General features: G+C 62.9%; 21 protein-coding genes. 8 read left to right on the top strand and 13 right to left on the bottom strand.

The genetic code is table 11. The features are described from left to right. Positions 1-134: 134 nt before the first annotated feature. The gene (locus ACI3GR_RS04160) at positions 135-1,148 is read left to right on the top strand and encodes a siderophore-interacting protein (RefSeq protein WP_407492782.1); all 1,014 of its coding nucleotides are present in this window, start codon (positions 135-137) and stop codon (positions 1,146-1,148) included. A 4-nt stretch (positions 1,149-1,152) separates the two neighbouring features. On the opposite strand, the gene ACI3GR_RS04155 is transcribed toward ACI3GR_RS04160, so the two are convergent. From ACI3GR_RS04155 to ACI3GR_RS04140, 4 genes are all read right to left on the bottom strand, one after another. Beyond that, the gene (locus ACI3GR_RS04155; RefSeq protein ID WP_407492781.1) at positions 1,153-2,139 is read right to left on the bottom strand and encodes a diguanylate cyclase domain-containing protein; all 987 of its coding nucleotides are present in this window, start codon (positions 2,137-2,139) and stop codon (positions 1,153-1,155) included. Beyond that, the gene (locus tag ACI3GR_RS04150; protein ID WP_407492780.1) at positions 2,136-2,723 is read right to left on the bottom strand and encodes a heme NO-binding domain-containing protein; all 588 of its coding nucleotides are present in this window, start codon (positions 2,721-2,723) and stop codon (positions 2,136-2,138) included. The genes ACI3GR_RS04155 and ACI3GR_RS04150 overlap by 4 nt, the downstream gene beginning before the upstream one ends. A gap of 98 nt (positions 2,724-2,821) precedes the next feature. Continuing rightward, positions 2,822-4,378: a trimethylamine methyltransferase family protein gene (locus ACI3GR_RS04145; protein WP_407492779.1), complete on the bottom strand. Its 1,557-nt coding sequence runs from the start codon at positions 4,376-4,378 to the stop codon at positions 2,822-2,824. 90 nt (positions 4,379-4,468) lie between these two features. Continuing rightward, positions 4,469-5,164, bottom strand: a complete 696-nt coding sequence (locus ACI3GR_RS04140; protein WP_407492777.1) for an HAD family hydrolase — start codon at positions 5,162-5,164, stop codon at positions 4,469-4,471. Positions 5,165-5,253: 89 nt separating this feature from the next. Here ACI3GR_RS04140 and ACI3GR_RS04135 point away from each other — a divergent pair, with 89 nt between their 5' ends. After that, positions 5,254-5,724 (top strand): MarR family winged helix-turn-helix transcriptional regulator, encoded by a 471-nt coding sequence (locus tag ACI3GR_RS04135; protein ID WP_407492776.1) that lies wholly within the window; start codon positions 5,254-5,256, stop codon positions 5,722-5,724. A 4-nt stretch (positions 5,725-5,728) separates the two neighbouring features. On the opposite strand, the gene ACI3GR_RS04130 is transcribed toward ACI3GR_RS04135, so the two are convergent. After that, positions 5,729-6,007, bottom strand: coding sequence for a DUF3572 domain-containing protein (locus ACI3GR_RS04130; RefSeq protein WP_407492775.1), 279 nt, complete (start codon positions 6,005-6,007; stop codon positions 5,729-5,731). Positions 6,008-6,138: 131 nt separating this feature from the next. Between ACI3GR_RS04130 and ACI3GR_RS04125 the strand changes: the two genes are divergently transcribed. Then, positions 6,139-7,581 carry a diguanylate cyclase domain-containing protein gene (locus ACI3GR_RS04125; RefSeq protein ID WP_407492774.1) on the top strand — a complete coding sequence of 481 codons (1,443 nt, stop codon included), beginning with the start codon at positions 6,139-6,141 and terminating at the stop codon, positions 7,579-7,581. A 106-nt stretch (positions 7,582-7,687) separates the two neighbouring features. Here ACI3GR_RS04125 and ACI3GR_RS04120 read toward each other — a convergent pair whose 3' ends face one another. From ACI3GR_RS04120 to ACI3GR_RS04105, 4 genes are all read right to left on the bottom strand, one after another. Then, positions 7,688-8,221 (bottom strand): periplasmic heavy metal sensor, encoded by a 534-nt coding sequence (locus tag ACI3GR_RS04120; protein WP_407492773.1) that lies wholly within the window; start codon positions 8,219-8,221, stop codon positions 7,688-7,690. Further along, on the bottom strand, positions 8,218-8,601 hold the full coding sequence (locus ACI3GR_RS04115; RefSeq protein ID WP_407492772.1) for a hypothetical protein: 384 nt from the start codon (positions 8,599-8,601) through the stop codon (positions 8,218-8,220). Before ACI3GR_RS04115 ends, ACI3GR_RS04120 begins: the two co-directional genes overlap by 4 nt. Before the next feature lie 7 nt (positions 8,602-8,608). Then, complete coding sequence (locus ACI3GR_RS04110) at positions 8,609-9,202, bottom strand: RNA polymerase sigma factor (RefSeq protein WP_407492771.1); 594 nt, start codon at positions 9,200-9,202, stop codon at positions 8,609-8,611. 98 nt (positions 9,203-9,300) lie between these two features. Further along, the gene (locus tag ACI3GR_RS04105) at positions 9,301-9,831 is read right to left on the bottom strand and encodes an EF-hand domain-containing protein (protein ID WP_407492770.1); all 531 of its coding nucleotides are present in this window, start codon (positions 9,829-9,831) and stop codon (positions 9,301-9,303) included. 232 nt (positions 9,832-10,063) lie between these two features. Here ACI3GR_RS04105 and ACI3GR_RS04100 point away from each other — a divergent pair, with 232 nt between their 5' ends. After that, positions 10,064-10,474 carry a DUF983 domain-containing protein gene (locus ACI3GR_RS04100; protein ID WP_407492769.1) on the top strand — a complete coding sequence of 137 codons (411 nt, stop codon included), beginning with the start codon at positions 10,064-10,066 and terminating at the stop codon, positions 10,472-10,474. Positions 10,475-10,513: 39 nt separating this feature from the next. Continuing rightward, a complete protein-coding gene (locus tag ACI3GR_RS04095; protein ID WP_407492768.1) occupies positions 10,514-11,245 on the top strand; it encodes an NUDIX hydrolase in 732 nt (243 codons plus the stop codon). An 11-nt stretch (positions 11,246-11,256) separates the two neighbouring features. Here ACI3GR_RS04095 and ACI3GR_RS04090 read toward each other — a convergent pair whose 3' ends face one another. The 4 genes from ACI3GR_RS04090 to ACI3GR_RS04075 form a co-directional block, all read right to left on the bottom strand. Continuing rightward, a complete protein-coding gene (locus ACI3GR_RS04090) occupies positions 11,257-12,147 on the bottom strand; it encodes a DMT family transporter (protein ID WP_407492767.1) in 891 nt (296 codons plus the stop codon). 54 nt (positions 12,148-12,201) lie between these two features. Next, positions 12,202-13,674 carry a carnitine 3-dehydrogenase gene (locus ACI3GR_RS04085; RefSeq protein WP_407492766.1) on the bottom strand — a complete coding sequence of 491 codons (1,473 nt, stop codon included), beginning with the start codon at positions 13,672-13,674 and terminating at the stop codon, positions 12,202-12,204. Beyond that, on the bottom strand, positions 13,671-14,588 hold the full coding sequence (locus tag ACI3GR_RS04080; RefSeq protein ID WP_407492765.1) for a beta-keto acid cleavage family enzyme: 918 nt from the start codon (positions 14,586-14,588) through the stop codon (positions 13,671-13,673). The genes ACI3GR_RS04085 and ACI3GR_RS04080 overlap by 4 nt, the downstream gene beginning before the upstream one ends. A gap of 123 nt (positions 14,589-14,711) precedes the next feature. Then, on the bottom strand, positions 14,712-15,758 hold the full coding sequence (locus tag ACI3GR_RS04075) for an aldo/keto reductase (protein ID WP_407492764.1): 1,047 nt from the start codon (positions 15,756-15,758) through the stop codon (positions 14,712-14,714). 135 nt (positions 15,759-15,893) lie between these two features. On the opposite strand from ACI3GR_RS04075, the gene ACI3GR_RS04070 reads away from it, so the two are divergent. From ACI3GR_RS04070 to metG, 3 genes are all read left to right on the top strand, one after another. Further along, positions 15,894-16,625, top strand: a complete 732-nt coding sequence (locus tag ACI3GR_RS04070; protein ID WP_407492763.1) for an ImuA family protein — start codon at positions 15,894-15,896, stop codon at positions 16,623-16,625. A gap of 89 nt (positions 16,626-16,714) precedes the next feature. Beyond that, the gene (locus tag ACI3GR_RS04065; protein WP_407492762.1) at positions 16,715-17,944 is read left to right on the top strand and encodes an MFS transporter; all 1,230 of its coding nucleotides are present in this window, start codon (positions 16,715-16,717) and stop codon (positions 17,942-17,944) included. Positions 17,945-18,035: 91 nt separating this feature from the next. Continuing rightward, positions 18,036-19,748 (top strand): methionine--tRNA ligase, encoded by a 1,713-nt coding sequence (metG, locus tag ACI3GR_RS04060; RefSeq protein WP_407492761.1) that lies wholly within the window; start codon positions 18,036-18,038, stop codon positions 19,746-19,748. The last annotated feature ends 56 nt before the right edge of the window (positions 19,749-19,804 follow it).

Below are 19,804 nucleotides of genomic sequence, written 5' to 3'. Positions count from 1 at the left end.
ACCGCCTAGCAGAACAAATTGCGGCGCCGTCGATGTGACTGTCGGTTACCTTCAAGGTTCCGCCGCATCTTTGATGGACCTACCGCAGCGAATTCGGCATAGGGGCGAAACCTGCCCCCAAGACCGAGGATCACGTGTCCCCTACCCCGTCCGACCGCGCCGCATTCGACCAGCCCTATAATGATGTCCTTCCTGCGTTCCGCACGGCGGTCACGTCCAAAGGCATGAAGCTGGCTGAACATGACGACCACGCCGAAGTGACCTTGTCGCGCGGCACGATCCGCCTCGATGCGGATGGGTCCCGCAGTTCCGTCACCCTGTTCGAGGTCGACGCGATCGGCGGGCAGGTTCTGCGCGACCTGTTGGATACGATGGCGGCGGATATGGGAATGACCTTGCAGTGGGCAGTTCAGCGGGATCGCGGCTTGCCTGCGAACCTCAGCCTGACGACGGTCGAGACCTCGGAACAGATTTCGCCGTCCTTTCATCGCCTTGTGGTTCGGGGCACCGATCTGTCGCGGTTCGCATCTGGCGGTTTGCATTTCACGCTACCCCAAGGCCCCGAAGGCGCGGGCTGGCCCTACACGGACGAAGGCGGCGTGACCCGTTGGCCCGAAGGCATCGCGGCCTGGCATCGTCCGGTCTTTACCACCCGGTCGCTGGAGCAGGTAGGTGACGACTGGCGGCTGACCTTCGACGTGTTCCTGCATGACGGCGGGCGCACACCCGGCTGGGCCTCTGGCCTTGGCGCGGGGGATGAGGTGGCGATTATGGGCCCCAGCGGGTCTGCCATGCCCAAGCCTGCGGGCTATCTGGCGATCATCGCCGATGAAACCGCTGTTCCGGTTGCCGCGCGCATTTTGGCGGATTGGCCCATAGACGCGGAAGGACAGGTCATCCTGTTCGTGCAAGACCATAAAGACGTCCAAGACCTGACGGCGCCGCCGGGAATAACCATCGACTGGGTCTTGCGCGGATCGGATGAAACGCCTGTGGATGCAGTGAACCGGCTGAACCTGCCCGATAGCGACCGCTATGTTCTGTTCGCAGCCGAGAAGTCAGAGGCCGCTGCCGCCAAAGAGGCGCTGACCGCCAAAGGGCTGGTGCGGGGGGAATTCCTTGCCGCGTCGTATTGGAGCGCAAGCTAAGACCTTAAACCGGGGCGTGGAACCGATGCTGCGCCCGGCCCGCCCGTTTGGCGGCGTAAAGGGCGACGTCTGCATCGGCCAGCATCCGATCCGCCCTTGGTTCGGCATAGTCGGTGGACAGGGTCGTCCCCAGCGACGCCGACACCCGGCAGCTTTGGTCCTGCCATGGGATAGGACGTTCCAGCCGATTGATCAGGCGATTGGCGATCTCATCAATCCGGGCGCGATCACACAGGCGGTGAAATAATAGGACGAATTCGTCCCCACCCACGCGGGCCACGACATCATCGGCGCGGGTTTCTTCGACCATGATCCGCGCGACATGTTCCAGCACGTGGTCGCCCGCCGCATGGCCGAGCGTGTCGTTGACGTCCTTGAAGAAGTCCAGATCCAGATGCATCAGCGCGAATTCCTGCCCCGCGTCGATCATCCTTTCCAGCACGTGATCCAGCGCCCGACGGTTTTTCAAGCCGGTCAGCGTGTCAGTAAACGCCTGCTCCTCGGCCGCGATCTTGGCGATATGCAATTGTCGGGTCAGCTTGCGCGACGCCTCCATCGCGGCGGATTTTGCTTCGACCAGAAACAGCATTTCGACCGTGGGGTCGGTGGCGGCAAAATCGGTGTTGGTCAACGCATAGTCGCGCACCGCGTCGAGGATCGAGATCCCGAACGACAGGTTCACGATGGCACCGCCATGCCCGTGCGGGACCAGAACGCCTTGCAGGTCCGTCCGCGGCGTGGATCGAAACCGGATGCGCAACCTTGCGCGGCGACCCGCGGCGGCGCGCAGGTCGCGCATGGTGGTGACGTTCGGCGGATGCGTGGTCTGGAACAGGTCCAGAAAGGCGCGACCGGGCATCGGCGTATCAGGGCGCAACTTTTGCAGCGTCGGACCAGCGTGCACGATCTGCCCACCCGCATCCAGAATGCAGTGCATCGGACACAGCGTATCCATCGCCATAAGTGTATCAAAGGGATCGACCGCGATCATGCGCCGCTGATCCCCAGTGAAAAGGCGCGGCCTTCGCTAAAGGCGGCCTCGACCAGGGTTACCTCAATCTCTTCCCGCGACTGGCGGGTACCGCGGTGGTCCAGCATGACCAGCGCCCCGTAATCGTCGGCCATGGCCCGCAGGATGCCGATCATCACGTGGCCAAACCCCTTGGGCTGTCCGTCGACCATCAGCATGTAGCGCCCGCCGGGATGGCTGCGCAGTTCCAGCCGCGGCAGGATCAGGTCCGACACGGCCAATCGCGCACGCCCGGGCAGATCATCCAGAGAATGCAGAAAATCTTCGTAAGTGATCCCGGCGAACCGCAAAAGGCGGCGGGGCGCTTCAAGTTTGGGATCCGACACAAGGTAGGTGCCGATGTCTTCCAGTACCGTCGCCCTAGGTTTCGACAGCACATCACAGATCGCGTCCAGCACCTGATCCGTCAACGGGTCGTCGTAGGTCAGCATCGCCTCAAAGTCAGTGATGGTAAGGCCAGCGCGCGACACGACCTGCGACCAAGCCTGCGGGCCGTAGGTATCGCGGACAAAACACTGAATTGCCCTGTTCATTAGCCCGTGCATCGTGGTCCCAGACCCATAGCCCCAAATCAATCCTGGGCGCAGTCTGACTCACGGGCCTTAACAAGGGCCGAACAGATGCAATTGTCGGTATATTCTGGTTAAAAGTCCGTGGGCGCGCCGCCTTCGGCCCGGCGCTTTTCAACAAAATCCATTAGCGCGCCCCGCGCGGCGTCATCCATCGGCGGCGGCTGGTATTCGGCAAGGATACGGTTGGCGATGGTATGCGCGCGCTCAGCCGTCCAAACGCCGCCTTGTGCCTGCCAGGCTTCAAAGTTGCGCCAATCACTGACCGAGGGCTGCCAGAACGCCGTCTGATACCGATCCTGCGTATGCTGAATACCGAAGAAATGGCCATCGTGGCGGACCTCTGCCATGGCCTCGAAGGCCAGATCGCCGGGGTCGGTGCGCCAGATCGCGGGGTCGAAATACCTCAGGATCTGGCTAATCACCTCGCAATCCATGACGAACTTTTCGGTACTGGCGATCAGACCGCCCTCTAACCAACCAGCCGCGTGATAGACGATATGACTGCCCGATTGCACCGCCGCCCAGAGGCTGTTCGACGTTTCCCACATCGCCTGACCGTCCGGCACGTTCGCCGCACACGCGCCCGAGGACCGCATCGGCAACCCGTAATACCGGCACATCTGCCCGGTGATCTGCGTGGCGCGCATGTATTCGGGCGTGCCAAAGGCGGGCGCACCGGATTTCATGTCGACATTCGAGGTGAAGGTGCCAAAGGCGCAGGGTACGCCGGGGTTGATGTACTGGGCCAGCGCAATGGCCGCCAGCCCCTCGGCCAGCGATTGCGCCACGGCCCCGACCATCGTCACGGGTGCCATGGCCCCGGCCAGCGTAAAAGGTGACACGATCAGCCCCTGCCCCCGCCGCGCCATCCGCATCCAGCCGTCCAGCATCGGATAGTCATGCTTTAGCGGAGAGGTCGAGTTGATGTTCGTGAACATGCGTGGCGTTGCGTCGAATTCTTCCTGCGACAGGCCAGCGGCAAGGCGGACCATTTCCATGCCGTCTTCGATCCGTTCGGCCCCCAGCGAATAGGCATGCGGGGCCTTGTCGGTCAGGGTCAGCTTGTCAAAGAGCACGTCCAGATGGCGGGTCGATGCGTGCAAATCTACCGGCTCGACCGGATAACCGCCGACGAAATGCATGCAGTTGTAGTACTGCGTCAGCTTATAGAAATCCGCGCACTTCGCCCGCGTGCCGGGGATTTTCTGGCCCAGCATCATATCCCAGTAATTGGGCGGAGAGCTGACGTTGCCAAACACCATATGCGACCCGCCGATGGTGATCTTCCGATCCGGGTTACGGGGCGTGATCGTCCAAGTTTCGGGCGCGTGTGACAACATTTCAGTCACGAAAACGCGGTCCATATAGACAATGTCTCCGTCAACCCGGCAGCCCGCCTGTTTCAGGATGTCCCGCGCTTCTGGATTCAGAAAGGCGATCCCGATCTCCTCCAGCACGCGCATTGCGGTGTCGTGGATCGCCTCCACCCCCTCGGGCGGGATCGGCTCCGTCGGGCGGTCGGGGTTTACAGGAACGGTCCAAGGCGCCTGCTGGATCACCGCCGGTCCGCGACGGTCGGCATGTCCGGTCCGGCCGCCGGTGCGTTTACGCCTTGGGATATCGTTCATGGTGCCCTCGCCCTGCTGATGGGTCCAGCAAAGGCGCGAGGCGGGTGCAATTCTGTTAAGAACGCGACGTTTCCCGTCGCATTTGTCGCATCATCCAGACGCGTTCAGCCAGTCCGGCAGGTGTCCGATGTGCGGCAGCACGGCGTGGGCGTAGGGCGCCAGAGTGTCATGGTCAGCCAGTCCCGTCAGCACGGCAATCGCCACCATCCCCGCCGCGCGCCCTGCGATCAGGTCGTGGGTGCTGTCCCCCACCATGGCGACGCGCGCCGGATCAAGGTCCATCTGCGACGCGAAGGCCAGCAAGGGCGTCGGCGCGGGTTTCGCCCCATGTCCACTGTCGAACCCGGCGATCCAATCGAAGCGGTCCAGCACATTGGCCGCCGTCAGATGTGCGCGGGCGGCATATTCGCTATCGTTGGTCATGACGCCCAGGTTTAGCCCGCGCCCGGCCAGATCGTTCAGCAATGGCACCAGATCGGTTGGCGGAACCTGCGGTGCGCGGGCGGCGTGGTCGTTCATCACTGCCTCGAGCGCGTCGATATGCGCGTCCGGCAGCGCACGGGAAACGCATTCCGCCGCCTCGCGTCCGGTGCCTGCGATGATCGGGCTGGTCGGTCGAAAGACCCCGGCATCCAGATCGAAATCCGTCACCTCGGCGATCCGGCGCGCTGTGCGCAGATCGCCTTCAGACAGGTGCTGGATCAACCCTACGGCCCAAGCGTTCCAAGTGGCCCCGAAATCGAACAGCGTCCCGTCCTTGTCAAAAAGTATTCCGCCCAGGGTCATGATCCCGCCCGCCGTTGCATCCCGTCGCGGCGACCTTGCCGGGGGGCTATCGGCTTGACAAGCCGCTTGGGCTGCGGCCCTCTCTGCTTATGTCGGATACGCCTGAAACCTCTGCCCAACCCTACCGCCTGCATGAATCGCTTGGCTATCATCTGTCGCTGGCGGCCCGGCGGCAGGAACGGCGTCTGGAGGATCGGCTTCGGATGGTCGGATTGAACCGGACGACATGGTGTATCCTGCTGGCGATCGGCAACGAAAATCTGACCCAACCCTCTGATATCGCGACCTTCGTGGGCATAGACCGCACCGCAACGTCTCGTGCGCTTCGTGGGATGGAAAATGATGGGCTGGTCGCGCGCGCCTCGGGTCACGAAGACCGTCGCACGCGCCGGATTACCCTGACAGACAAAGGGCGCCGGACGGTCGCCAAGGCCACGCCCTATGCGCGCGAAAATGGTCGGCTGATGGCGGAACTGCTCAGCGATCAGGACCATGCAGAGCTGCTGCGGCTGCTCGACATCATCATCGAAGGCACGCCCGCCGATCTGCCAGCGATCTGATCCGTCAGGTCCAGTGCACCTGTTCGCCACCGGGCAGGGAAAACCGCGCCTGCTGCAGGTCCTCGTAAGGTATCGATTGCGCATCGCAGCAGGCGATGACCCATTGATCGTCCATTAGGATAAAGTCCAGCACCGATCCCAGCAGGTGCGGATCGCCCGCGCTGGATTTCAGATCGTCGGGTGACAAACCGCTGGACCCCAGAAAGACATCGCGCAGATCGTCGTTTGCTATCAACCAGTTCAGCGATTGCAGCGCGATGATCATGGCCCTGTCTGTCTGCATCTGAGGTCTCCTTCTAGGCGGACATCTGCGCGGTTTTTGCCGGTCTGTCGCAATGACCTGATCATGGCAACGGTTTCTTAACCACTTTGGTCAAATCATGTCCTTACGCAACCGGAAGGAGGCTGCAAGCGATGCCCGGAAGAATTCTGATCGCTGACGACAGGTTTGCCAGCAGGCTGATGCTAAGCGCGCTGTTCAGCGGCGCCTATTACGACATTCTTCAATCTGATCGCGCGTCAGAAGTGGTGCAGATCGCCCGGACCGAACGCCCCGGCGCCGTACTGCTTAGCGATGGGCTGGACGCCCCCGGTGCCGCTGGTCTTTGCGAGGCGCTGCGCGCGTCCGATTGCAGCGATTTATTGCGGATCGTGATCACCGACCGGGATGATCCTGCGCGCGCAGCGATGCTGATCGCATCCGGCGCGGACGAGGTCATCAGCCGGTCCTGCAGTGATACGGAAATGCTGGCGCGGGTGCGACGCCTGTTCGACCATCGCGCCCGGGTCAGCGATCTGTCGATGCAGGGTGTCGGGTCGCTGCGGCCACATGGGCTGGCCGAAGCGGCTGGCGGCTTTACCCGTCCGGCGCGTGTGGCGATCCTTAGCCGGGTGAAGTCCGCTGCGGATTGGGCCCGAGAGATTGGCCGGCAATTGGGTGGCGCGCAGGTTCGCGTGATCCACGATATCGAGGCGCTGCCGAAGGGTCTTGATGTGCTTATGCTGGACGGTGACGACCTTGGCGCCCAAGCGACCGTGCGGCTGACTGCGCGGGGCATGCGCGGCGATGACGCGCCGGAAGTTCTGATTGCGACCAGCACGCTGTCGGGCGACGTGATCGCTCAGGCCTTGGACATTGGCGCGGGTGGCGTGGTGCGTCAGCCCCCGACGAACGAAGAGGTGATCGCGCGCATCGGCCTGCTACACGCCCGCCGACAACGGCTGTCGCAGTTACGCGACAGTCTGCGCGTCGGCCTGCAATCTGCGATGACCGACCCGCTGACCGGGCTGTTCAACCGACGCTACGCCCTGCCGCGGGTTGAAGCGATGATGGCAGAGGTTGCCGCCAGTGGCCGACCTTCGGCCCTGTTGATGTGCGATCTGGATCACTTCAAGTGGATCAACGATACCTTCGGGCATGCTGCGGGCGATGCCGTATTGCAAACCGTGGCGCGGGTGATGCGGGACCACCTTGGGGGCATGGGTCTGGCGGCCCGGATCGGTGGCGAAGAATTCCTGATCGCCCTACCCGCCTGTGGTCGCGTCGCCGCCGCGCGCTTTGCCCGTGAACTGCGTCAGGCTGTTGGTGAACTGATAACCCCCTATCCCGCCGCGCCCGAAGGGCTGTGCGTGACCATGTCCATCGGCGTCGCAACCGCGGATGCCAGCATCGCCCTGCCCCTCGATCCTGCGGATGCGGCAGCCACGCTTATGACCCGCGCGGATCGCGCGCTTTATGGCGCGAAGGCTGCGGGCCGGGACTGCGTTATGCAGGATGTGCATCTGAAAGGCGGACCGCGTCCCATTGCTCGCTCTGCCGACAGGCGCCGGACGGTCCCGGGACAATTGGCGGGATAAGCGCGGTCACTTTGGGTTGAGGGTCAACAGTGTCTCGCCCCGAAAGACCCGAAGACACCCGATACTGCGCCTTCTTGCGTTTTGATCCCGGCATCCGCCGTACCGATTAGGGTCGCGGCAGTTTCGGCGGCCCGTCCCCACGGCCAAAGTCACGGCCGGGGCGTTTCAACCCTTCCTCTAACCGATCAGCAAAGGCGGACCTTTCGTCGGCCGACATCGACTCGATCCGGTCCAGCAGCACCTTCTGCCCCACGGCCACGCGCTGTGTCACACCGTCGAGTTGATCGGCAAAGGCCTGTTCAATCGCGGCCCGGTCATAGGGGTCTTGGCGCAGCGCGGCGATGACGTCTTGATATTGCGCCTGCAATTCTGCCCGCGACGGGCGCGCGTCGCGGTATTCACGGCGCAGCGCGTCCCCGATTTCGCGGCGGTCCTCATGGCTTAGCGCGAAGGTCAGCGGTCCCCCCATCCTATCGACACGCGGGACACGGCGATCGGGTTCATCGAAAATCACATGGCCGGCGATTAATCCGAGCACCAGCAGGTTCAGCGCCAGCGAAGGCAGAAGGATCCACCGCAACCACCCCAGCTTGCGTGAGGCCGGGCCCTGAGGGGCCGAGGTCTGAGGGTTTCCGGTCATTGGCTATCCTCCAGCGCATAGGTCACGGCGTAGCCCGGCAAAGGGTCCACCAAGTACAAATCGTCGTCCGCTGTGTCAGCGGTGGTGATGACCCCGCTGGTCAGGGTTTCGACAAAAGCAGGCGGCACCGCGCCGATCCACAGGCCGGCAACCCCAGCGGTTGCCAAACCGGCCATGGCAGGCCAGCCGCCAATCGCCGCAAGAAACTGCGACACGCGTCCCGCACGCCGAGGCCTTAGCACAGTAGCGCCGAACCCGGCCTGGACGCGCGCCGCATCCCCGGCGATCCGCGCCAAAACATCCTCGGACGGCTGCGCAGGCGTTCGGCGCGCGGCGTCGAAAAAGAGATCAAGCCCCTGATCATCGATCTGATCGTGCATGTCTTTCCTAGTCATCGTCCTGATACCCCAAAGTGTTCTTTTCCGCCTCCAGCGCCTTTGCAAGCCCCCGTTTGCCGCGCGCGGTCAGGCTTTCCACCGCTTCGACGCCTATATCCATGACCTCGGCGATCTCGGGGTTGGTCAATCCTTCGATATGCCGCAGAACCACCGCCTGCCGCTGCCTGTCGGGCAGGCTTTGCAAAGCCGCGTCCAGCGCCGCTACCCGTGCCTTGTCCTGCATGACATGATCGGCAGTGGGCTGGTCATCCTCGGGCTCGGGGATGGCATCGAAATCGACGCGTCCGCGCTGACGCCGGAACCCGTCCGTCACCAGATTGGCCGTCACGCGGTACAACCACGTGGTCACCTTCGCTTCGCCCTGCCGCCAGTCCGGGGCCACGTTCCACAGCCGCAACATAGCCTCTTGGGTGATATCCTCGGCCTCGGCCCGGTTGCCAGTCAGGCGTGTGGCGTGCGCCATGACGATCGGTGCCAGACGATGCGTCAGCACATGCGCGGCCGCGGCGTCCCCGTTGGCGTATAACACCATCAGGGCATCGTCGTCCAAACGCGTCAGATCGTCAAAGGGCATGTCCGTCATATCCGGCGGGCGTAACCATATTCAGGCGGGCGGGCAACTGCGATGGATCGGTCCCGGGGCAAGGCTTGGGGGACGCGCCCCCGGGACCGTCCTCAGGGTCAGTCCTGAAGCTTGCGCTTTTGGCCGTGACCGTGATCGTGATCGCCACCGTGGCGTTTGCCGCCCATTTCATGGCGCTTGCCCATACGCTCGCGCGCCTGGCTCAGCTCTTCTTCGGAAATGGAACCGTTGTCATCCGCATCCAGCCGGGCGAACATCCGGTCCGCATTGCGGGGGCGCATTTCGTCTGCGGACAGAACGCCATCGTCGTTCTGATCCATGCGGTTCATCATCCGTTCGGCACCGCGTTGAAGGCGGTCGTCCTGACGTTCTTCGGCGCGTGCCTGCATACGGGCGACCATTTCTTCGACACTCAGGCTGCCGTCACCGTTGGTGTCAGCTTCGGCAAAGCGTGCGGCGGCAGAGGCCGTCAGCTCTTCTTGCGTGATCTGGCCATCACCGTTGGTGTCCATGGTGGCAAAGTCCATGCGCGGACCGCGGGGACCGGGGCCGTCCTGCGCCATCACTGGCAGGGCGTTTGCGGTCAGACCGATGATCATGGCGGTGCTCAGGGCAAGTGCTCGTTTCATAGGATGTCTCCGTTTCTTGACTGCGTTTGAAAGCCTGTCTTGTCTGGCTTTGTGACTATGAAACGGGGCAGCGACAGGTTTCCGTCGCCTGTGTCGAAAATTTTTTCATCCTTTTTGCGCGACATCCCGCCGCAAGGACATTCCGTCCCCTTTATATCGGGGGCCGCATTGATCATCTTGGGGCGCATTGCAGCATTGAACCCCAGATGCCATGGCCGAAACGGACCCCCGCATGAAAGATACACAGAACGATTACGTCGAAGACACCGCCGTGGCAGAGCGGGAGCTGTGGCCTTCGGTCTGGCGCGGGTTCCGGCGCAAGTGTCCGAACTGCGGGTCTGGTCCGATGCTCAAAGGCTATCTGACGGTGCGCGATCATTGCCCCGTCTGCCGCGAAGAGTTGCACCACCACCGCGCCGACGATGGCCCGGCCTATATGACGATCCTGATCGTCGGCCACCTCATGGCGCCCGCATTGCTGACCGTCTTCACGATGTACCAGCCCGAGCCGCTGGTACTGTTCACTGGTTTCGCTATTGGCACTGTCACATTGTCCCTTTACCTTCTTCCCAGATTGAAGGGGGCACTGGTCGCGTTTCAATGGGCCCGGCTGATGCATGGGTTCGGAAAAGCCAGCCGATAGTCCCCCGAGGGCGCAATCCGCGCCAGAGGAGGACGAGGCATGACATCACCCGAAACCGCACCCGCGATCGATAAGTCGCAAATCCGTAACGCCGCGACCGTGATCGCCCTGCGCGACCGCGCGACCAACCCCAAGGTTCTGATGGGCCAGCGCGGGTCCAAGGCGGTGTTCATGCCGAACAAGGTGGTGTTCCCCGGTGGCGCGGTCGACGCGGGCGATGCGGACATCCCGCTGGCCGCGCCAATCCCGCAGCCCTGCGCCGATCGTTTGCTAGAGGATGCGGGCGGCGATCTGGTGAATGCACTTGCCGCAGCGGCGATCCGTGAGTTGTGGGAAGAAACCGGTCTTGTGCTGGGACGTCCCGGCAGCTGGGACACCACGCCGCCGCCCGACTGGGAAACCTTCGCGGCAACAGGACATATCCCCGACGCCTCGGCCTTGCGGTTCGTGTTCCGCGCCATCACGCCGCCGGGACGCCCGCGCCGGTTCGATGCGCGATTCTTCGTGGTCGATGCGGATCAATCGGTAGCCAGCGATCTGGACGATTTCACCGCCGCCTGTGATGAGCTGTCGAACCTGCAGTGGATCCCCCTGACCGAGGCGCGCAGCTTTGACCTGCCATTCATCACAGAGGTCGTTCTGGCCGAAGTGCAGCAGCGTGCCGCCGACCCGCGCCCACCGGCCAGCGTGCCCTTCTTTGCCAACAACAACGAAAACCGGGCGTTCCGGCGGTTGCGTGGTCTGGTGGATTCGGCCGGGCGCGCCGACTAAGGCGTCGTGCGTCAGGTTACGGCGATCAACACAACAACCGACAGGGTGATCAGCGCGATGCCAATGCCTTCGCGCGACGTGACCTTTTCGTTGAAAATCAGGACAGAGGCGATCAACGACAAGATCACCTCGATCTGGCCGACAGCAAAGACATAGCCCGCGTTTTCCAGCGTGAAGGCCGTGAACCAGCACAGCGATCCCCCCAAGGAGGTCAGGCCGATCCATCCTGCACGTTTCCAGTCGCGGGCGACGCGGGTGATCTCTCCGCTTTCGCGGACCAGCAGCCACAGGCCAAGCGACGTCACCTGCACCAACAACACACAGGCCAAAGTAAAGACTGCGCGGATGGCAGGGTCGGCGGCGACTTCGAGCGTGGCGCCGCGATAGCTGACAGCCGAGACGCCGAAGAACACGCCAGAGATCAGGCCAAGCACCACGGCGCGACTGAACAGAACCGACCGCCAGCCCGCCTGCCCCACCTTCGGCGGGTCCGACAACAGCAGCACGCCAAAGACGCCGACGACCATGGCGCCAAATCCGGCCCAGCTGACACCTTCGCCCAGAAGGACGATGCCGACCAGAACGGTCAACAGCACTTCGGTCTTTTTTAGCGTGATCCCGACGGCAAAGTTGCGGGTCTGAAACAGCAGCACGACGCATACCGTCGCCAAGATTTGCGCCAGCCCACCGGCAATGGCAAAGGGCCAGAAGGTGGGGCCAAGCGCGGGCCAGTCAGGGATCAGAAAGATTGCGATCCAGACAAACGGGGCCGAATAGAAAAACCGCGCAAAGGTCGCCCCACCAGCGCTAAGCCCGCTCGTCGCAAGGATTTTCTGCAACATGAAGCGGGCGGTCTGAAACACCGTCGCCGCAAGGGCGAAGAAAATCCATGACTCGAACATGTAAACGCTATGACCGATTGCGGGGCCAAGCGCCAGCCCCGTCAGCCAGCATTGTCAGAGCGGATCGCCAATCGCACGCGCCAGCCCCTGCGGTGTCGCTAGATGGGCCTGCGCATTGGCCAGTTGATCCAACCGATCCGCCAGCAAGGCAGGCATCGGCGTCGACCGGCGCGTGCCAAGGTCCACATGCAGCAACATATGTTCTGCCGTGGCCAGAAGGCGGTCGCCCGACAGCATCTCGTGCCACAGGTGCATCTTTTTACCCCCCGCCGAGATCACACGGGTCATTACCTTCAGGGGCGCGCCAGCGGTGACTTCGTCGATATGGCGGATATGCGTCTCGACCGTGAAAAAGCTTTGCCCAGCCGCAACATAGTCCCGGTCACAGCCGATCAGGATCATCATCCGGTCCGTCGCGTCACCAAAGGCATGGAGGTATCGCGCCTCGGTCATGTGGCCGTTGTAATCCAGCCAATCCAAGGGCACCGCGCGGTCAAGGGTACAGACCGGGGCCGTTAGATCACCGATCTGGTCAAAGGATTGCGGCACCTGAGATTTTTCCAGATGCGCAGCGTCGGCCTGATTCACCACCTGCCCGGCGCCCCACCCCTGCGCCGCCAGTGACCGCAGGATGCCAACAAGGTTGCGATCCCGCTGCGCCTCTAACGCCTCAATACTGCGCCCCTGCGCCTGATCGTCGGACTGGCTTGCGATCTTCTGGATCAGCGCCTCGTCCATCTCGGGCACGTCGGTCAGTTTGGACCACGGCCATTTCAAAGCGGGCCCAAACTGCGACAGGAAATGCGCCATGCCGCCGTTGCCACCCGCGATGCGATAGGTTTCGAACAGGCCCATCTGCGCCCAGCGCAGGCCAAAACCCTGCCGGATCGCCTCATCGATGTCGGCGGTGGTGGCCACGTCGTCCTTGACCAGCCACAGCGCTTCTCTCCACACGGCTTCCAGCAGGCGGTCGGCGATATGGGCGGGCACTTCTTGCGACACTGGCAAGGGAGACATGCCGATGCTGCGCAGGGCTTGAAGCGCGCGCTCTGTCACCTCGGGGGCGGTCTTGTCGCTTGGCACCACTTCGACCAGCGGCAACAGGTACACCGGATTGAAGGGATGCGCGACGATGATCTGTTCGGGACGGTTGGAGCTTGCCTGCAGTTCGGTCGGGGTAAATCCAGACGTCGAAGAGGCAAGGATCGCATCCGGATCAAGGGTCGACTGGATCGCCTGGAACATCTTCTGTTTCAGCTCGATCCGCTCTGGCACGCTTTCCTGAACCCAGTCCGCGCTTTGTACGGCTTCGGACATCAGCGGACAGAATGTCAGGCGCCCTTCGGCTGGCAATGCCACATCGCCAAGGCCCGGCAGGGCAAGGCGGGCGGCCTGCAACACGGCCTCTACCCTGTCTCGGGCTGCCGGTTCAGGGTCGAAAACCCTGACGTCCCAGCCATTTAACAGAAACCGTGCGGCCCAGCCCGCACCGATCACCCCAGCCCCAATAATCGCAACTGTCTTCATGCCCCACCCATCGGCAACCGTTTAACCAAACTCAATTTGTCGCGCATTTGCTGCGCCGTCATCACCGTCGCGCCAAGCGACTCCACGATCGTAACAGCGCGTTCAACCAGGTCCGCATTGGTCGCCAGTTGACCCTTCGCCAGCCACAGGTTGTCCTCCAACCCAACGCGCACGTGACCGCCCGACAGTACGGACGCCGCGACGTAGGGCATCTGGTGGCGGCCAAGGCCAAAGGCGGAAAAGGTCCAATCGTGGGGTACATTCGCGACCATCGCGCCAAGCGTGGTCAGGTCGTCCGGTGCCCCCCATGGCACGCCCATGCACAATTGCACCAAGGCCGGAGTCTCCAGCAGGCCTTCGTCGGCCAATTGGCGTGCGAACCACAGGTGGCCGGTATCGAAACATTCCACCTCGGGACGGACGCCCAGATCGGCGATACGGCGGGCCATGTCGCGCAGCATCCCGGGCGTGTTCATCATGACATAGTCGTTTTCGGCAAAGTTCATTGTGCCGCAATCCAGCGTACAGATCTCGGGCCGACACTCTGCGATATGCACCAGACGCTCGGCCGCGCCGATCATGTCGGTGCCCTCTGCTGGCGGCAAAGGGCTGTCCGTTCCGCCAAAGATCAGGTCACCGCCCATACCGGCGGTGAGGTTCAGAACGACATCCACATCAGCGTCGCGGATGCGGTCGGTGACCTCTCGGTACAGTTGCGGATCACGCGATGGCGCGCCCGTCTTCGGGTCGCGCACGTGGATATGCACGCAGGCCGCCCCGGCGCGGGCGGCTGCGATCGACGCCTGTGCGATCTGTTCTGGGCTGCGCGGGACATGCGGGGACCGATCCTGTGTCTGACCCGATCCGGTCATGGCACAGGTGATAAACACCTCCGACGACATCGACAGTGGCATGACATCCCTCCGCCCTCAGTGAGGCGCGCAGAGCAGGCGCAGGCAAGCGACCGTCGCCCCCGCCACGGCGAAGAGCGTCGAAGTGTTGTAACGGGGCCACCCTTCTTGGTTGTGTAGCCCTGATCAGTACACCATCGGGTGGTCACGATGGACGATGTCGATGTCTTTCAGAACCTCATCGCTTAGCTTCAGATCGGCGCCGGCAAGGATGAGTTTCAACTGATCCAGCGTCGTCGCCCCGATGATAGCGGCGGTGCTGAAGGGCCGTGTCGCGACCCATTGGTTCGCCATCTGGATCAGGTCGAGGTCATGTTTGAACGCAAGGTCGAGGTAGTCGTCGACGGCGGCAAAGGCACGAGGCGTCTTGCGTCCGCCCAGTTCCGGAACGCGGTCCATCCGGGACCCCTTGGGCACGGCATGACCCTGATATTTGCCCGTCAGCAGACCCGCCGCCAAGGGGGAATAGGCGATCAGGCCTAGGTCTTCGTTCAACGCGACCTCGGCCAGGTCCGTGTCGAAATGACGACACAAGAGGTTGTATTCGTTCTGAATTGTCACCGGTCGCGGCGTGTCGGTCGCCTTGGACAGGCGCAGCCATTGTACAGCCCCCCAAGCGGTTTCGTTGGAGAGGCCAAAGTAACGGATGGTGCCGCGCTGACGCTCCTCCTCAAGCTGGTGGAGGCATTCGGCCATGTTGTCCAGAACCTGCCGCCGATCCTGCCCCGAAGGATCATAGGTCCAGTTCTGGCGGAAGTGGTAAGAGCCGCGGTTGGGCCAGTGGAATTGATAGATGTCGATATAATCGGTCTTGAGCCGCCGCAGAGACCCTTCGATCGCGTCGCGGATGCTTTTCGCGGTAATGGGCGCGCCGTCGCGCACCGCCTTGGACCCGGCACCTGTGTGTTTGCTGGCCAAGATCACATCCCCGCGGCGAGATGGGTTGGCATCAAACCAAAGCCCGATGATCCGTTCCGTGCGCCCGACAGTTTCGGCGCTGACGGGGTTCACGGGATACATCTCGGCCGTGTCGATAAAGTTGATGCCATGATCCAGCGCCAGATCAATCTGCGCATGGGCGGCACGGGCGGCCGTCTGGCGGCCCCATGTCATTGACCCCAGACAATAGTGCGACACCTGAATTTCCGTGCGGCCAAGGCGATTTTTCTGCATCCGGGGTCTTTCCTGTTGATCGTGGTGTAGCGGGTAAATGTTACCGAAAGTCTGACAGGAAAGCCCAGAGCGGGAAAATTCCTGCTTTTCGATCTTGAGAACATTTTGTGAACATTTTACCCTTAGCCTATGTCCATGCAGGCCCATCCCTTGCTGTCGCGCCGCCCTCACCGCCCTGCCCCGGCGGTGATTTTGGGGCACGGTGCGACGCTGTCGCTGGCGCGGCTGCACGAAGGCTGCGGCCCGGCGCGGCGCAGCTTTGCCATGCTGTTGGCGGCACAGATGCTGGCCGGTCCGGCGGTCAGCGGGATGGATGGCGGAACCAGTGGGGGCCGTTCCGGGGCGACCTCGGGCGGGGCGATCTGGGACGGGCCGATCTGGTGGATCGCACCTGCCTGGCAGTCCGACCAGCTTCATGCCGAAGGGGTGGCCTCTTTCATCCCGCCAGAGCGGTTGATCTTTGTCCGACCCAAACGGGCCGAAGACGTGTTGTGGACGCTGGAAGAAATCCTGCGCAGCGGCACTGCGCGGCTGGCGGTGGCGGATATCCCCGGCCTGCCCAGCCTGACAGCCGTGCGGCGGCTGCATCTGGCGGCTGAAACGGGGGCAGAGAACGGACCCGCGCCGCTTGGGCTGATCCTGACGCCCGGGCCCGGCGGGGCCCAAGGGGTGGAAAGCCGCTGGCATTGCGCGCCGGACCATGCGGCGGGGCAACCCGGCTGGCGGTTGGACCGACTGCGCGCCCGGATGGACCCGCCGCGCAGCTGGCGGGCCACTTGGGGCGGACAGGATCCGCAGAATGGCAGCCGCCGCGCGGGGCTGACGCTGACCCCTGCTCCGCCCCAGACCGAACCCGCCATGGCCTGAACGCCAAGGCCTACCCGATCCGCGCATAAACGACATTGCGGGTCGGAATAAGGCTGGCATCGCCGAAAAAGTCGCGGCACTGACATTCTATGCGTCTGATCCTGTCCCTTGCCCCCCTTTTGCTGTCGGTTGTGTTGCTGCAACTGTCATCAGGCGGGCTTGGCCCGCTGGACGCGCTCTCTGGCTTGGCCGAAGGGTTTTCCAGCCAGCAGATCGGGCTGCTCGGCTCGGCCCATTTCTTGGGCTTTTTCCTAGGCTGCTGGTGGGCACCGCGCCTGATGGGCACCGTGGGACACGCCCGCGCCTTCGCGGCCTTCGTGGTCTTTGGCGCGATCGGGCTGATGGCGCATATGCTGATCGTCAACGCCTATGTCTGGGCCGGCCTGCGGATCCTGTCGGGCCTGTGCATCGCCGGCAGCTACACGGTGATCGAGGGCTGGCTGATGGTCCGCATCACCAAGGAAACAAGGGGCAGACTGACCGGCGTTTACCGCCTGACGGATATGGGCGCATCGCTGACGTCGCAGCTGTTGATCGGGTTCCTGACCCCGGCCAGCTATGCATCCTACACGATCCTCGCACTGGTCTGCATGACGGCAATCCTGCCCCTGACCCTGACCACTGCCGCCCAGCCTGCCATGCCAGAGGCACCCCGGCTGCGGCCCGTGATCGCCTGGCGGACCTCTCCATTGGCCGCGGTCGCCGTCATCGTGTCGGCCCTGTCGGCGGCGACTTTCCGTATGATTGGTCCGCTTTACGGTCAGGCCGTCGGGTTGGACGCACGCCAGATCGCGTGGTTCCTGGCGCTTTTCGTCTTGGGCGGTGCGCTGGCGCAAATCCCCGTGGGCTGGCTGGCCGATCGGTTTGACCGCCGCCGCGTGCTTGTGGGGATCTCTCTGGCCTCGATCGCGTCCTGCGCGGCCTCGTCCCTGACCGGCGGGGCGAGTGCATCCGCCGCACAGATCAACGCCTTTTTCTTTGGGCTGGCCACCTACCCAGTCTATTCCGTGGCCGCCGCCCATGCCCATGATTTTGTTGAAGATACGCAAAGGGCAGAGCTGTCGGCAGCCCTGCTTTTCTACTATGCAATCGGGGCGATTTTCGCGCCCTACGTTGCCGCGTGGCTGGTCACAGGCTATGGGCCATCCGCGCTGTTCGTGATGATCGCTGCAGGGCATGTGTTCCTGCTGATCTTCTCTTTGGGCCGCATCCGCGTCGGCCGAGTTCCAAGGGCGCGTACCGCCTATGTCTGGGCCCCGCGCACCTCTTTCCTGATCGGTCGGCTGACCCGATGGGCGCGCGCCAAACCCGGCGAATAGGCCAAGCAAACCTGCCAAGCGCGCCGCACCCTCTGGCCCTGACGGGACTTGGGCGTTACATAGCGCCGAACACCGGGACAAAAGGCGCATCATGGCACGGCATCTGATCACTTCGGCCATCCCCTATATCAACGGGATCAAGCATCTGGGTAACCTCGTCGGGTCGCAATTGCCCGCGGACCTTTACGCGCGATATCAGCGTGGGCGCGGGCACGAGGTTCTGTTCCTGTGCGCCACCGACGAACATGGTACGCCTGCTGAGCTGGCTGCCGCCAAGGCCGGCAAACCCGTCGCCGAATATTGCGCCGAGATGCACGAGGTTCAGGCCAAAATCGCCGAAGGCTTTCGTCTGTCTTTTGACCATTTCGGTCGCTCTTCGGGCCCGCAGAACCATGCGTTGACGCAGCATTTCGCCGGACGACTGGCCGAGGCCGGGTTGATCCGCGAAGTCTCTGAGACGCAGATGTATTCCCATGCCGACGGCCGTTTCCTGCCAGATCGGTATATCGAGGGCACCTGCCCCAACTGCGGTTTCGACTCGGCGCGGGGCGACCAGTGTGACAATTGCACCAAGCAGCTTGATCCAGTCGATCTGATCGATCCGCATTCGACGATCTCCGGCTCGAAAGACCTGGAGATGCGCGAGACCAAGCATCTTTATCTGTGCCAGTCGCAGATGAAGGACCAGTTGGAAGAATGGATCGACACCCGTGAGGGATGGCCCATCCTGACCACGTCGATCGCCAAGAAATGGCTGAATGACGGCGACGGTCTGCAAGACCGCGGGATCACGCGGGATTTGGACTGGGGCATCCCGGTCAAACGCGGGTCCGAGGATTGGCCGGGAATGGAGGGCAAAGTCTTCTACGTCTGGTTCGATGCACCGATCGAATATATCGCCTGCGCGCAGGAATGGGTCGACGCTGGCAAAGGCACGGATTGGGAACGCTGGTGGCGCACTGACAAAGGGGCGGATGACGTCACCTACACCCAATTCATGGGCAAAGATAACGTGCCGTTCCATACGCTGAGCTTCCCCGCAACCGTGCTGGGGTCAGGTGAGCCGTGGAAGCTGGTCGATTACATCAAGTCGTTCAATTACCTGAACTACGAAGGCGGCCAGTTCTCGACCTCGCGCGGGCGCGGCGTCTTTATGGATCAGGCGCTGGACATCCTGCCTGCGGATTACTGGCGCTGGTGGCTGCTGAGCCATGCACCGGAATCCTCGGATGCGGAATTTACGTGGGAGAATTTCCAAGCCTCGGTGAACAAGGACCTTGCGGATGTGCTGGGCAACTTCGTGTCCCGCGTGACCAAGTTCTGCCGGTCGAAGTTCGGTGAAGTGGTGCCCGAGGGCGGAAGCTATGGCGCGGACGAAGAGGCGCTGATCGCTGAACTGACCACGCGCCTGTCGGCCTACGAAGCGCACATGGAAGCCATGGAGGTGCGCAAAGCCTCTCAGGAACTGCGCGCAATGTGGGTCGCGGGGAATGAATATCTGCAGACCGCCGCCCCATGGGCCGCATTCAAGGAAGACCCGGATCGCGCAGCAGCGATTGTCCGGCTATCGCTGAACCTGATCCGGTTCTACGCGATCGTTTCGTCGCCCTTCATCCCCGACGCCTGCGATTCACTGGCCGAAGCCATGGCGATCGACAGCCGAGATTGGCCGGAAGCTCCTTTGAGTGATGCGCTGTCGACCTTGGCCGAGGGTCAGGCCTTCACTGTTCCGGAAAACCTGTTCCGCAAGATCACGGATGAAGAAACCGCGGAGTGGAAAGAGCGTTACGCTGGTACGCGGTGACCTGCTTGGATTTTCTTCCGTAAAGCGAAACAAATAAGGGGCCCGATTTCGGGCCC

The sequence above is a fragment of the Pseudooceanicola aestuariicola genome, from assembly GCF_045763785.1.
Classification (GTDB): Bacteria; Pseudomonadota; Alphaproteobacteria; order Rhodobacterales; family Rhodobacteraceae; genus Pseudooceanicola.
Note: the sequence above shows the minus strand (reverse complement) of the source record. Positions and strands in the feature narration are given on the sequence as shown.

Excerpts from the sequence above, each read along its gene's own strand:
- ACI3GR_RS04155 (WP_407492781.1), bottom strand. The coding sequence starts at position 2,139 with ATGATCGCGGTCGATCCCTTTGATACACTTATGGCGATGGATACGCTG.
- ACI3GR_RS04150 (WP_407492780.1), bottom strand. The coding sequence starts at position 2,723 with ATGCACGGGCTAATGAACAGGGCAATTCAGTGTTTTGTCCGCGATACC.
- ACI3GR_RS04145 (WP_407492779.1), bottom strand. The coding sequence starts at position 4,378 with ATGAACGATATCCCAAGGCGTAAACGCACCGGCGGCCGGACCGGACAT.
- ACI3GR_RS04140 (WP_407492777.1), bottom strand. The coding sequence starts at position 5,164 with ATGACCCTGGGCGGAATACTTTTTGACAAGGACGGGACGCTGTTCGAT.
- ACI3GR_RS04135 (WP_407492776.1), top strand. The coding sequence starts at position 5,254 with ATGTCGGATACGCCTGAAACCTCTGCCCAACCCTACCGCCTGCATGAA.
- ACI3GR_RS04130 (WP_407492775.1), bottom strand. The coding sequence starts at position 6,007 with ATGCAGACAGACAGGGCCATGATCATCGCGCTGCAATCGCTGAACTGG.
- ACI3GR_RS04125 (WP_407492774.1), top strand. The coding sequence starts at position 6,139 with ATGCCCGGAAGAATTCTGATCGCTGACGACAGGTTTGCCAGCAGGCTG.
- ACI3GR_RS04120 (WP_407492773.1), bottom strand. The coding sequence starts at position 8,221 with ATGACCGGAAACCCTCAGACCTCGGCCCCTCAGGGCCCGGCCTCACGC.
- ACI3GR_RS04115 (WP_407492772.1), bottom strand. The coding sequence starts at position 8,601 with ATGCACGATCAGATCGATGATCAGGGGCTTGATCTCTTTTTCGACGCC.
- ACI3GR_RS04110 (WP_407492771.1), bottom strand. The coding sequence starts at position 9,202 with ATGACGGACATGCCCTTTGACGATCTGACGCGTTTGGACGACGATGCC.
- ACI3GR_RS04105 (WP_407492770.1), bottom strand. The coding sequence starts at position 9,831 with ATGAAACGAGCACTTGCCCTGAGCACCGCCATGATCATCGGTCTGACC.
- ACI3GR_RS04100 (WP_407492769.1), top strand. The coding sequence starts at position 10,064 with ATGAAAGATACACAGAACGATTACGTCGAAGACACCGCCGTGGCAGAG.
- ACI3GR_RS04095 (WP_407492768.1), top strand. The coding sequence starts at position 10,514 with ATGACATCACCCGAAACCGCACCCGCGATCGATAAGTCGCAAATCCGT.
- ACI3GR_RS04090 (WP_407492767.1), bottom strand. The coding sequence starts at position 12,147 with ATGTTCGAGTCATGGATTTTCTTCGCCCTTGCGGCGACGGTGTTTCAG.
- ACI3GR_RS04085 (WP_407492766.1), bottom strand. The coding sequence starts at position 13,674 with ATGAAGACAGTTGCGATTATTGGGGCTGGGGTGATCGGTGCGGGCTGG.
- ACI3GR_RS04080 (WP_407492765.1), bottom strand. The coding sequence starts at position 14,588 with ATGCCACTGTCGATGTCGTCGGAGGTGTTTATCACCTGTGCCATGACC.
- ACI3GR_RS04075 (WP_407492764.1), bottom strand. The coding sequence starts at position 15,758 with ATGCAGAAAAATCGCCTTGGCCGCACGGAAATTCAGGTGTCGCACTAT.
- ACI3GR_RS04070 (WP_407492763.1), top strand. The coding sequence starts at position 15,894 with ATGCAGGCCCATCCCTTGCTGTCGCGCCGCCCTCACCGCCCTGCCCCG.
- ACI3GR_RS04065 (WP_407492762.1), top strand. The coding sequence starts at position 16,715 with ATGCGTCTGATCCTGTCCCTTGCCCCCCTTTTGCTGTCGGTTGTGTTG.
- metG (WP_407492761.1), top strand. The coding sequence starts at position 18,036 with ATGGCACGGCATCTGATCACTTCGGCCATCCCCTATATCAACGGGATC.